The organism is Sporanaerobacter sp. PP17-6a (assembly GCF_900095615.1).
In the GTDB taxonomy this organism is placed as follows: Bacteria; Bacillota; Clostridia; order Tissierellales; family Acidilutibacteraceae; genus Acidilutibacter; species Acidilutibacter cellobiosedens.
In genome coordinates, this window is sequence record NZ_FMIF01000030.1 from 14,148 (window position 1) to 28,014 (window position 13,867).

10 protein-coding genes are annotated in these 13,867 nt (G+C 31.8%); all 10 read right to left on the reverse strand.

Annotated features, from left to right (window positions below; all coding sequences use genetic code 11):
* Window positions 1-28: 28 nt before the first annotated feature.
* Window positions 29-1,957, reverse strand: a complete 1,929-nt coding sequence (locus PP176A_RS12200) for a hypothetical protein (RefSeq protein ID WP_071140764.1) — start codon at window positions 1,955-1,957, stop codon at window positions 29-31.
* A gap of 14 nt (window positions 1,958-1,971) precedes the next feature.
* The gene (locus tag PP176A_RS12205) at window positions 1,972-2,178 is read right to left on the reverse strand and encodes a hypothetical protein (RefSeq protein ID WP_071140765.1); all 207 of its coding nucleotides are present in this window, start codon (window positions 2,176-2,178) and stop codon (window positions 1,972-1,974) included.
* Window positions 2,179-2,283: 105 nt separating this feature from the next.
* Window positions 2,284-5,535, reverse strand: a complete 3,252-nt coding sequence (locus PP176A_RS12210; RefSeq protein ID WP_159429066.1) for a UvrD-helicase domain-containing protein — start codon at window positions 5,533-5,535, stop codon at window positions 2,284-2,286.
* A gap of 14 nt (window positions 5,536-5,549) precedes the next feature.
* Entirely contained in the window at window positions 5,550-8,573 is a 3,024-nt protein-coding gene (locus PP176A_RS12215; protein ID WP_071140767.1) for a PD-(D/E)XK nuclease family protein, read from the reverse strand.
* 57 nt (window positions 8,574-8,630) lie between these two features.
* Entirely contained in the window at window positions 8,631-9,842 is a 1,212-nt protein-coding gene (nagZ, locus tag PP176A_RS12220) for a beta-N-acetylhexosaminidase (RefSeq protein ID WP_234958929.1), read from the reverse strand.
* A gap of 131 nt (window positions 9,843-9,973) precedes the next feature.
* Complete coding sequence (locus PP176A_RS12225; protein ID WP_071140769.1) at window positions 9,974-10,414, reverse strand: hypothetical protein; 441 nt, start codon at window positions 10,412-10,414, stop codon at window positions 9,974-9,976.
* 20 nt (window positions 10,415-10,434) lie between these two features.
* Window positions 10,435-10,656, reverse strand: coding sequence for a metal-sensing transcriptional repressor (locus tag PP176A_RS12230; RefSeq protein ID WP_083381949.1), 222 nt, complete (start codon window positions 10,654-10,656; stop codon window positions 10,435-10,437).
* Window positions 10,657-11,008: 352 nt separating this feature from the next.
* A complete protein-coding gene (locus tag PP176A_RS12235; RefSeq protein WP_071140771.1) occupies window positions 11,009-11,836 on the reverse strand; it encodes an NlpC/P60 family protein in 828 nt (275 codons plus the stop codon).
* 34 nt (window positions 11,837-11,870) lie between these two features.
* Window positions 11,871-12,821 (reverse strand): ATP-binding cassette domain-containing protein, encoded by a 951-nt coding sequence (locus PP176A_RS12240; RefSeq protein ID WP_071140772.1) that lies wholly within the window; start codon window positions 12,819-12,821, stop codon window positions 11,871-11,873.
* A complete protein-coding gene (locus tag PP176A_RS12245; protein WP_071140773.1) occupies window positions 12,811-13,863 on the reverse strand; it encodes an ABC transporter ATP-binding protein in 1,053 nt (350 codons plus the stop codon). The genes PP176A_RS12240 and PP176A_RS12245 overlap by 11 nt, the downstream gene beginning before the upstream one ends.
* Window positions 13,864-13,867 lie beyond the last annotated feature (4 nt).

The following is a 13,867-nucleotide window of genomic DNA, read 5'->3' on the forward strand; positions in this document are numbered from 1 at the left end:
ACACCTCCCGTTATTAACGTAAAATATGTTATAAATCATAAGATCTTATATCTGCATCCATTAGGGATATTAAAAAATAACCCACCATAAATATAGATGAAATAATTCCCGTATCATTTATAAGAAGTGATATAGCTCCGATTACCATAAATATTAAATATTCCTTATATACATCGGGCCTTATATCCTTAATACGGTTTATTTGAATATTATCCTTAAACAAGCTCCTTACAGATAATACTTGACTTACTGCCACTATACACCAAGGAGGAGTAATGGTAAACCAAATCAATTCCTTCAATTTCAATTTAACCATATCCCAAAGTTCTTTACTGCCCAAAAACTCTATTCTATATAATAAATCTCCTGCGTGACTTCTGTCGAAACTGTGTAAATCCAAATATACATTAATAAACATAATCAAAAATCCTACAATAAATAACCCTAAGATACTCTTCCATGTAAGGTTTCTTTCAAATATCTCTTCATATATCATTATTAAAAACAAAATTATGCTGGCTAAAAAGCCTCCGGTATTGGCACCAACTCTTGAAGATAAAGCAATTATGTTTAAAGAAAAATATAAAATCAGAAGTATATTCTTATAAAGCTTATCTTTAATCATATTCTTTACCGAGAAATAACTGATGATAGAACAAGCTAAAAGCACTCCCATTGCACCATTATTAAATCCATAGTATCTAAAGCCGAAAACTATATTGTTAAATCCTACAAAGGAATTATATATAACCTCAGGAAAGAAAATTATACCCAGCACCATAAATAAATATGTAACCGTAGAAAAAAAGAATGCCGTGTTCATTTTTCTTTGCCTGAAAAAATATGATATGGGATAACTAATCATCAGTACTAAAAGGATATATACAATCGGATATCCTTGCATATTAAAAAAACCTAAGAGAAATGAAACAAAAATAATTACCGCAATAAAATCAAAATAAAGGGCAGCATTCTTATATTTATCATATCTCCTCTTTACTATAAAATAAGCAAAATAGCAAAATGTATAATATATAATCCCATGGAAAAAATAAGTACTCCATAGTTGCCCCATTGTATTATCAAATACCTTTTTTACAGCAGCCATAGGCTGTTTTTCAACAGGAGATATATTAAAACTCTTTCCTATAGCAGTCTTACTTTCTAATCCGTAAATGGACAACACATGAGGGAAAATATCCAACAGAGTGACTATTCCTTCTCTTTTCGTTGATAAACTTGTCAATATGCCATTTTCTCCGCCTTCAGATTTATATATTATTAAAGAGAGCCACTTGTTTAACATCCCTTTCATATTATCCGCTACATTTCTTGAAACCAATATTACATTTAAATCCTTATATTCATTTAAATACGACTTCAATATTTCAATTCCGTCATTTTCCTCATATATGTCATAATCCATTATTAAAATATTTTCTTTTTTTAATATATTATTCGTTTTATCTACAAGCCAATCTAAATCATAATTTATATATGTTTCCCCAGATCCAATATTTCCTTTTTTATCACAAGCAATTAATGATGAAGGACCATTGCCAATATAACCTATCCCTTGATTTTTCAATTTTTCTCCAAAAAAATCAACTTCCGAAACAAAATTTGAATACTTATCATTTAACGACTTTACTATCCTATCATAACCCATTACTTTAATGCTTCCATCCCTATTTTTATGCAATCCTTTAAAATTACTTTCATCTATTCCCACTTTTCTTCCTGTTGCTACGCTCAAAGAAAAACTTACAGGATTATATGGAGTTACAGTTTTGGTATTTATAAGACCTCCCGCATAATTTTCTCCCATTATTTTTTCTCCCGCTTCCATAGGCATCTGGTCTACAACTATAAAAATGGTTTTTTCGTAACCTTGAGAATAGCCGCAGGAATTTATTACAGTAAGTATTAAAAAAATTAGAATCAAAGTTTTTTTCATATAATTAACACCCTTTAATAAATAATATAGCTTAATATACTGAATATCCCTAATACAATAGCAAAAATACCTATGAACACCGTATATTTATAATACCCGTCTTTTTCAACCTTATCTTTTTTCTGAACTTGCATTCCTCCATCACTTCTTTTTAAACTATACCTGTTCCGAAATATCATATAAAAGCCTAATATTAATAATAAGATCCCTCCTACTAACATATAAACACCTCTTTATAGATAGATTATCCCATTTATAGTATAGAACAATTATTTAACTTTGTCGATATAACAATTCCCTTAAATAAGGTAATTTAAAATATTTTCTTACCTGTTACATATTCTATAAAAATTACAGTGTTGATAGCAATCTTTATTTCTGCTATATTTTTCTATTTCATCGTTTCCAGAAACAAAATGAATAAAATCCTTTATCTTACCCATATTTTCTTTTAAAGCATTCTCCGATACATCTATATCTTCAAATTCTCCCGATTCCAGTAAAAAGAGCTTTGCTCTTATTACTTCTATATTGTAAATATCGTGAAGGGCCTTGGCATATAATTGAAGCTGAGGCCTATATCTGTCAATCAGAGATATTTTATCTTCTGTCCTGTTCGTTTTAAAATCCCATATTTCCCCCTTACCTCCTATAATATTTATCCTATCGATAATTCCATATATAAAGTTATTCTCCATATTATAATAAAATCTCTTTTCTCTATAAATTTTATCATATTCTTCATTATAATATTTTAAATAATTATCTATATACGGATATAATTCATTAAAAACATTCTTAGACATCCCCACTCCGTAATATTCAGCTATATTACCTATTAATTCGTCGATATCCTTATTCTTTGAATATAATTCACAAAACTTATGGACGATTTCTCCCCTTAACGTAGGACTAATAATGTGCCCGTTTCCAGAATTAATATTGAAATTTCTGTTATTCAGCGGTAATTTTCTGTAATAACTCATATAAAACTTTCTTTTGCATTCCCTGAAGCTTAAATATTGAGAAACAGAATAATAATTGAAAACTCTTTTATCCGAATCCTGAGGAGAAATATAAATATTATCCTGGTTGAGACTTTTCTTTTCAATCACTTCTTCTTCATTCTGATTTTCGTCATTTGTCTCAACAGAACCGTATTTATCATATTGTACTAAATTTAGAAATTCACTAAGAAATCTTTTAAATCCCTCGTTTTTCCCCTGCATCCCCAATATGAGCTTTTTTTCTCCCCGCGTCAGGGCTACATATAATATTCTCTTATTTTCCTCTTCTTCTTTTTTTCTCTCCACCTTTTTCAAATGATCATAAAAAGGTGAAACTTCTTCGTCTTTAATCCCTATTCCATATCTTTTATCAAATAAAATTTTTGAACTATCTTCCATAAACTTTTTAGCCAGCTGCGGAATGACTACCACCTTAAATTCCAACCCTTTTGATTTATGTATGGTAAGCAGTTTAACTTCATTTTCTTCCTGAGATCGAATTTGAGCTTGGGATTCATCCATTCCTCTTTCTTTTAAGTAATCAATATAATCTATAAAATCCTCTAAAGTTCCTTCTTCTTTTTCATAAAATTTCCTCGACATTTCAATAAATTTATATATATTTCCTACTCTTTGTTCTCCCCCTCTTAAAAATTTTAACCCTTCTGCATAATAAGTACTTTTCACTATATCTTCTACCAGAAGATTCAGTTGTACTAAATTTTTCTTTCTAATAAAAGATGACAGAGTACTATAAGCATAATTAATCTTTTCCCTTTCGTCAAAAGAAATATTATTCAAACCATCCTTCATGGCATCTAAAATGGACTTTTTGCCTTGCCTTAAAAGCCAATATATACTTTCATCAGATAAACCAAACATTGGGCTTCTTAGCACTCCTGTTAAAGAAATATTATCAAAAGGATTGCTTATTCCTTTGATACAGTTCATCAGATCAATTATTTCCTTCTGTTTGAAGAATCCTTTACCTCCCAAATTATAGTATGGTATGCCATATTCTCTCAAGGCTTCTTCATATATGTAATCGTCTGTAGTACTTCTGAAAAGTACGGCAAAGTCTCCGTAAGTATATTTTCCGCTTTTAACCAATTCCTTTATTCTTTTACTTATAATTCTGCTTTCATATACTTTATTATAATAGGAATCCGACTCTCCCAACGGGATTTCCAAATCTTCACATTCAAGAATTTCTACATCTACTTGATTTTCAGATATATGGGTAAAATTTAGTTCATTATATTTATCTCCCATAATATTTTTGAACATCTCATTTATAAATTTCAAAATCGTATTCACAGTTCTGTAATTTTCTTTTAATACAATAGGCTCAATCTCCGATACTCTTTTTATATCTTCCATTGCATCATAAAATACCTGAACGTCAGCTCCCCTGAATCCATATATGGACTGTTTGGGGTCTCCTACTATAAATAAATTTTGTCTGTCCAAATCGGATTTCTCAGTAGCTAATTTGTATATGATATTTTTCTGAAGTTCATTGACATCCTGAAATTCGTCTACCATAATATATTTATATTTATTTTGATATTTTCTAAGTATGGTTTCCTTGTTAAGGAGGTTTAAAGCCTCTATTTGAAGGTCTTCATAATCAAGAACGCCTTCTTCCTTTTTTCTGCCGGAATATCTGTTGTCTATATCAATTAAACAATCCAGTACAATTTCATAAAGCCATCTTCTGTCCTTTTCTTTTATCATTACTGCTTTGTCCACATTATCCTTCAGCCTTTCGATCCTTTCCTCTTCACCCTTCATATTTCCTATAAATTCTTTAAGATATATCAAAGCATCCGCAATATTTTCGTTTTCCCTTGAAGACTTAAAATTATTCCATACTTCATCATTTTTTAGCTTGGCATATTTGGAATTAGCTCTTCCCTTTTCTATAAGATACAAAAAATCATCCTTAATCTTCTCAATCAAATTTTTGTCCAATGATATTTCGTCAATATTCCTCAAAGTAATTTCCCTTAAATCCTTAAAAGTCATACCGGCATTTCGAACTTCATTATAAATTTTTATAAGAATTTCTGCAATTTCATTAATATTATAGACATTGAATTCTGAGATAAACCTATATACCCTATCATCTTTTTCTACATTTTCTATAAGATAACCGTATACGGTTTCATATAAAAGCCTGTCCTGTCCCTCTTCGTCCAAAATTTCAAAGGAAGGATCAACGGCAGCTTCTACCGGATTCTCCCTCAGCATCTTTGAGCATAAACCATGGATTGTAGATATACTTCCCCTTTCCAAGTCTCTGTACAGCCTCCTCCATTTTTCGCCTTGAGAAAATCTCTCTTTAATCAGCCCCCTTATTCTTTCTTTCATCTCTCCGGCTGCTTTTTTGGTAAATGTAATAGCAAGGATAGATTCTATTTCTTTTCCCTCTTCCAGATCTCCATTCTCAAGTATATAAACATATCTTTCGGTAAGAACTTTGGTCTTCCCTGAACCAGCCCCTGCATTTACGGAGACATTTCTGCCTATGGTTTCCACCGCTTTCTTCTGAGCTTCATTCAAGCCCATTTTTTCACCTTCTCTCAATATCTGCATATTTCCCTGTATGGACAGTAATCATCACATTCCCTTGGATTTATAGAAAAATCCCCTTCCTCCATATTATTTAAATAATTATTCATATTTTCAATTTCCGTATTCATAATACTTGTCCACTCTTCCGGTTTTAAAATTCCACTCCTCCTTTTCGGACCAAATAATTTTCTCCCCTCTTCCTTAACTATTTGAAATCTCACGTTTCCATTGGATATAATTATATAAGCTCCCGCCACAATATTTTTGTTTTTCTGACTCATAATATAAACGGGTAATTGAAAAGAAATGCCTTTCGTTATATCATCAATATTTCTAATTCCATAAGAGCTGGTCTTATAATCGTATATGACATACTTTTCATCTCCGTAAAATTTATCCAGCCTATCTATTTTCCCCATTATATTGATTATTCTGTCTTTTAAATTCAAAGGAAAATCATAATCCTTACCAAATTCCACTTCAAAATCATAAGGAAGAAGCTTTTCCCCTCCCTGAACAATTCTTTTCAAATCCGAATCGATCAATTTAATAATAGAGTCAGCAATGGAATTTATTCTGATCTGCCAAACTTTATTTATATTTTTAACTCCGTTACTTTTTAAAATACTTACAACTCTTTTTTCTATCTCCGATGGAATACTGTTCATGTCAAATGCCTTTTCTCCCGATACATGTTTCTCAAAATCCTTTTTATGGGAAATATAATATTCCTTCAATACCTGATGAAAAATATTCCCCTTGTCCAATGGGGTAAATTCTTTTATATCCCTTTCCATTCCCTGAATATTTAAAATATAGTCCATCAGAAATCTATAAGGGCATTTTCCATAGGTTTCAAAAAAGGTAACGGAATACTTTTTATTTCTGAGAAATCCCTCAATATCATTTTGGATTTCATTACTATCGATAAAACCATTGTATTCATTAAATTTACCTTTCTCCCTTTCAATTTCACATTTTATATTCTTTCCGATTCTTCCTTCATCAGCCGTACATCCTCCAAAGGGCAGTTCAAATAAATAATTCATATCTACAGAAATTATATTTATTTTTTCTTCTATTTTGTCTCCTTTAAATAAATTCAAAAATTCATCCAAAAATATGGATGGAATACTCCCTTCATCTTCCGAACTTTCACAATAGCTTAAATACAGTCTTTCTCTGCATCTTGTAATCCCAAGTACAAATAAAAAGCCTTCCTTGTCCATTTTCTCATTATAATTTTTAACATCTATTCCTATATCTTTTAAATTCCAATAATTTTCCTCGGAAAAGAAAAAATTTTCATCTCTTAAATCGGGATAATTTTCTTGGGAAAGGCCGGCCATAAATACCGTATTATAATCAGTTCCTTCTAAAGTCAGCGGAGTAAGTATATTTATCCCATCCTTATCTCCAATAGTTTCAACTATGTTTTCATCGTCTAAATAATTTTTGAATATCCGAAAAAATTTTTCAAAAGAAATGTTCTCATAAACCATGGGGATATTCTCTTTCATTTTCATAAGAATATCTGCCATTTTCGAATAGGAAATAAAATCTCTGTAGAATATATCATAATCTCCCGTTTCATTATAAATATCAAGTATTTTTTCTTCTAATCCATATTTTTCTATTATCTCCATGACAGAACATATCATTTCATCTATATTTCCCTGATCAGGAATGGAATCTGCCTCTTTTCTCATCCCAATTATGGCTTCATATAAAATCCCTATCTCCTTGAAGTTGTCCTTCATATCATCTCTACCTTTTTTGATAAAATCGGAAAATATATTTTTTTCTTCTTCAATGGCCAAAATCAAATCGTCAATATCTTTAAATTTAAATTTTCTTAACAAAAATTCTCCTTTGCTTCCTTCTTCCGCAAGATTAAAATAATAACTTTTTATTCTGTTGATGATGCTTTTTCTGTCAAATTTATTTATCTTTAAAATAAGTATATTAAGAATATCCCTTATTAGAGGAATTTCGGAAAGCTTTCTTTCTTCATTAATTGAAAATTTGATTTTTTCCTCTTTAAATACCTTAAAAACCACATTTAAATATTCATTTGAACACAATATCAATCCTATGTCATTCAATTTTATTCCTTTATCAGCCGTTTTTTTGATTTCATAAGCGATTCTTTTTATCTCAGCATAGTTGTCGGAAGCTTTAATCAGTTTTATATTATCGTTTTTAACAAAGATTTCTCTTTCTTCCCCAAATAACTTATTTCCTATAATTTCAAAATGATTTCTTTCTTTATAATCCTTAAAATCTGTGATAAATCCTATGCTTTCCAAATCCTCTACGGTTTTTCCGACCGTGTTATAATATCTGTCAGTTTTAAACGGCATATTTATATATATGTCCAGGTTCACTTCCGTCATCAATTTAAGTATTTGAAATTCCTGAGGCCTGAAATCAAAAAATTGATCTATTATTATAAAGTCTAAATTTTCAAAGATTCCTTTAGCCTTATTTTCGTCTTCCAATAAATTAAAAAAAGTTTCTTCTCTGTCTGCAATATTTTTTTTATTTAAAAAACGTTCATATTCCTGATATATAAGCCCTATTTCCTTATAATATTGAGTATCCGGGCATCTCTTTAAAAAATCTTCCGGAGAAATTAAGGACTGTTTAATCTTTCCTATTATTTTCGAAATATCGTTTATAAATCCCTTGGTAAAGGCAATATCATCATAATAATTGATTTTTCCCTCATTCTTTAATTCCTTCATTATATTATTTAATATGGATTTTTTTATCTCCGAATCAATATATTTTTTATTTTTTAAATTCATCATATTATTTGCAATGTCATCAAATGTAATTATATTTATATCAAATCCTCCGGGCATTCCTTCAAGAAACATCTTTCTGTATTCAAAAATTAGATTTCCGCTGGGAAGTATATAGTAGAACCTATCCCCTTTATTTTCTCTTATATATCTCCTTCCCTTTTTAAGTAATTCATCTTTCATAACATTGTTCAACTCACTAAAATATACAACCCTCTTTGGCATACTCACACACCTCATCAATCCAATTCTTTCACTAAAATTTACTCTTCAGAAAAAATCCTATCTGTCATATGATAAGATATCTCTGGTTTTTCTGTTTATATCTTCTATATTAACTTCATTTATCCTTTCATCATTAACATATTTTTCTTTTAGCTTTAAAATTCTATATAATTTTTTATCAATATCTTCTTCTTTAATATCCCCCGATTCTACTGCTTCTTTTATTGTGTCAAGTACTTTATGTTCATTTTCATATCCATGACATACAAGTATTATGTCGCTTCCCGCTTTCAAAGATTTTACAGAAGCTTCCCCTATATCATAATTATTCATCACTGCACCCATAGTCATGTCATCGGTAATTATAACTCCCTTATAATTAAGCTTTTCTCTTAATATATCGTTTATTACGGTATATGAAAAGCTTGCAGGATTTTCCCCATCAATTTTAGGAAATAAAATATGAGCTACCATTATCCCGTCAACTCCCTCTTCAATAGATTTCTTGAAAGGAAGCAACTCAAAATTATCTATTTCTTCAAAAGTTTTGTCTACTATGGGAAGTTTTTTATGAGAATCAACTCTTGTGTCTCCATGTCCTGGGAAATGTTTCACTACGGATATGACACCTGTGGATTTAATTCCGTTCATTACCTGTGTTCCTTGTTCTATGACTATTTCGGGATTATCTCCAAAGGATCTGTCCCCAATAACAGGGTTCTTATAATTAGAATTTATATCCATTACAGGAGCAAAATCTATATTAAAACCTAAACTTTTAACTCTCATTCCCAAGGCTTCTCCTATTCTAAAGGAATAATCTTTATCATCTTCATTTCCTACTTCCTGCATAGAAGGAATTTTGACAAACTCTTTGGAAAGTCTGGTCACTCTCCCCCCTTCTTCATCTAACCCTAAGAATAAAGGTATATTTCCCCTGTTTAAATCCTTTAAATTATTAAGTAACTCTAAGGTTTGGTCTGCGCTCTTTATATTACCGGAAAATAAAATAATGCCCCCTGCATGTCGGTTTTCTATCATTTCCTTTATATTTTCATCAACCTTTTCTCCTTCAATTCCTATCATAACAAGTTGACCAATTTTTTCTTCAATAGTCATGGATTTTATTTTTTCAGCTATTTCATCTGGTTTTTCCACATGTTCTGAATTTTTCTCATCATTAGGGTCAGGTATATCTATATCCCTTCCTCTGCAGCCAAGAAGAAAAATCAATAAACAGGCTAAAATCACGATAATCATTTTTTTCATCATATTCACCTATTTCTATTTTCTATTTTAAGATTTATAGTATACCAAAATTATACTATAAATACTCAAAAACTACAAAAATCTCTTCTGAATCAGCCTGTTTGAAAACTTTTATATTCATAATATTTATATCAACCTGCAAATACAACAATAATATCCCCGATTTTCACATCATCTGTAGGGATAATCTCCTCTTTTCCATTTCTTTTGACCCTTGCAGTTTTTGGTGTGAGGTCTATAAGTTTTTCAATGCCTTTACGTGCTTTGCTGGCAGTGGCATCCTCAAGCAATGTTCCGATGGCCATAATCAGGGCCACTTCACCTGCGGCAAAATATTCGCCGATACATATGGAGGCAACCAACGCAATGGAAACCAACACATCTGCCTTAATATCATGTTCCCTAATAAGGGCGGTTACAGAGCCAATTACGATGGGGATACCACAAAGTACAATAGCAACCCATGCAATATCAAAAGGTAATACATTCTCCAATACACCCGTTAAACTTAAAATCAATGTAACCGCCGAAATTATCGTAAAAAGGATATTTCTTCGGCTTTTCTCCCACATAAATTTACCCCCTTTCTTATTTATTTCAGAAACTTAGCAACCGCATTATTCAGATCATCAAGAACTTTTTTATCCCCGTTTTTTACAGCATCTACAACACAATGGGTAATGTGATCCTGTAAAACGATACGGCTAATACTGTTAATAGCAGAACGAACGGCAGAAAGCTGAATTAAGATCTCGCTGCAATCCCGCCCCTCTTCTACCATTTTTTTAACCCCTTCCATTTGATGAGTAATCATGATTATGGTGACATTGAATTCATCTCTTATTTTTTTATTTACAAAAAGAAAAACTCAGGTATAATCCTTACGGCAATACCTGAGCTTATAAATAAAAAGAATCCCACAAGACCATGTATAGCCGTTAAAGTTATACATGAGTCTCGTTATTTAAGACAAGCCAGACTGTTATCAGTCAGCATGTTGACTTATCACGCACACATTTTATGCGCTAACTACTCCCTCATGAGTATTTTCAAATTGTTTATTTATGATATCACTAATCTCCAAAAATGTCAATTACATAATAATTATCCAATCAAATAACTGTTTTTGCTTTTTGTAAACATGGTTATCTCAGGATAATGGATTATTAAAATATCGTTCCGACTTCTTTTATATCTGCAAGATCCTCTCTATAATTTTCATCTTCAGCATTAAGACTATTTATAACAACTCCACTGGACTTTCCCGTAGAATGAATATATTTTTCATCTCCTATATACATCGCCACATGACCAGGCCAGTAAAGCATATCTCCCAATTTCATATCTTTCCTTTTTATTCTTCTCATATTAAACTCTTCTTTTATCTGGGCATCCCTATAAATTATTATTCCGTTAATTAAATATGATATGGCACATAAGCCGGAGCAATCTATTCCCAATGGAGATTTTCCTCCCCATTTATATTGAGTTCCCATATAAGAAAGAGCCGTATTTACTATTTTTCTTCTTATATCCTCTTCTCGATATACAGACCCTATGTTCACCTTCTCTTTTACAAAATCCTTTCTAATCCAGCCCTTATCTCCTTGAGGGAATTCCATCTGAACCCATTGTTCCTCTTCCTTCCCCGTCAATTTAATTATAGCACCTCTTGTAAGCCGAATCAGAGGATATGACTGGAACTTAGGTTCCGCCATTACATCTACGATATTCCAGCAAACAGTATGGTTTGCATTTTCCATCCAATTCTTTGTTTTCTTATCATTTACATATATATAATCTTTATTTACATATCCTTTATACCTATAGTCAGTCTCAACATAATACCAGTTATTGTCTGCATTTTCTAATATTTTGATTTTCCTTCCAAATAAAGATTCATCCACCATTTCCGTTCCAAATTCGGGACTTTTTTTCAATGGGCACAATGTTTTAATTATAATTCCATGAGTAAAATCGTCTTTTATATTCATATTCTTAAATCACTCCTTAACTACAAATTTAATCTCAGTTAAACTCTTTTAATACTTTCTTATATTGTTCCTGCTCCCTCTTATTTGCCAAAACAAAATGATTTCTCCCTATTTCAACCCATTCCGGTTTATCCTTATCATAATCATGGCATTTCGGATCATACACCTTCAGTATCTTATGCTTTTCCTTCACAGGATCAGGCAGCGGTATTGCAGAAAGAAGTCCTTGAGTATAAGGGTGAAGAGGATGCTGAAACAGCTCTTCTGTTTCCGAAAGTTCAACTATCTTTCCCTTCCTGATTACTCCTATCCTATCTGATATGAACCTTACGACAGACAGGTCATGAGCTATAAACAAATAAGTCAGCCCTTTTTTCTTTTGAAGATTAGACAAAAGATTTAAAACTTGGGCCCGTATTGAAACATCAAGAGCAGATATGGGTTCGTCTGCTATAATAAATTCCGGTTCCATTACTAAAGCTCTTGCAATTCCTATTCTTTGTCTCTGCCCTCCCGAAAATTCATGGGGAAACCTACTGGCAAACTCCGGAATAAGCCCTACGTCTAAAAGAGCATTTTCAACTTTTTCTTTTCTCTCCTTTTCATTCTTATAATTTTTTATGTTATATAATCCTTCCGATACTATATAATCCACTTTTGCTCTTTCATTAAGAGATGCCATAGGATCTTGGAATATCATCTGAATTTCTTTGGTTAATTCCTTATCCATTTCTTTACCGATCTTGCCATTAATACGGTGACCTTTAAAAATTATATCCCCTTTAGATGTTTCATTTAATCTCATAATTGCTCTCCCTATAGTGGTCTTCCCAGAGCCGGATTCTCCTACAAGTCCAAAAGTCTCACCTTTATAAATCTCAAAAGTCACATTATCAACGGCTCTAAATCTGTTTTTCTTTTTTCTTCCGAATTCTATGCATAAATTGTTAACTTCCAATAGTACTTCTCTCTTATTATATTCCATTATTATTCACCTTCCATTGCGACCTCAACATCTTTATGGACTCCGGCGGCTCTACCTTTGGAGCACGGGGATCCAAAAGCCAAGTTTTAGCTTTGTGAGTAGGACTTACTGAAAAATAAGGAGGCTTTTTAATAAAATCTATTTTTAATGCTCTCGGATTACGAGGAGCAAATGCATCTCCCTTTATCTCATTAAACAAATTGGGAGGAGTTCCTTTAATAGTATACAACTCCTTGCCTTTAATCCCCAACTGAGGAAGGGATGACAAAAGTGCCCAGGTATAAGGGTGCTGAGGATTATAAAAAACCTCTTCACAAGTACCTATTTCAACAACATCACCGGCATACATAACGGCAATTCTGTCTGCCACATTAGCTACTACTCCCAAATCATGAGTAATATATATAATGGTGAGGCTATATTTTCTTTTTAAGTTTTTTAAAAGTTCCAATATCTGCGCTTGTATAGTCACATCCAGGGCAGTAGTAGGTTCATCACATATAAGAATATTGGGTCTGCAGGCAATAGCAATCGCTATAACAACCCTCTGTCTCATGCCTCCTGAAAACTCATGAGGGTATTGGGAATATCTTTTCGCCGGTTCAGGAATTCCTACATCCCTGAGAATATCCACCGCTGCTTTTCTAGCATTTTCCCCTCTTAACCCTTGATGAAGAATTATAGTCTCTTCAACTTGTTTTCCAATGGTTTTAAGAGGATTTAAAGAAGTCATGGGTTCTTGAAATACCATTGCTATTTCTTTCCCTCTAATTTTTATCCAATCATTTTCAGTTTTATATTTTGTTATATCTTTACCCTTATATTCTATGCTTCCGAAGTCCACCCATCCGTTCTTATCCAAAAGCCCCATAAAGGTCTTAGTAAAAACTGATTTGCCTGATCCTGATTCTCCTACTATTGCTAAGCTTTCGCCCTCATATGCATCCAAAGATATCCCTCTTATAGCCGTTAAAATCCTCCCTCTTAATTTAAATTTAACTACAAGGTCTTTTACGGATAATATAACATTCTCTTCCATCATATCA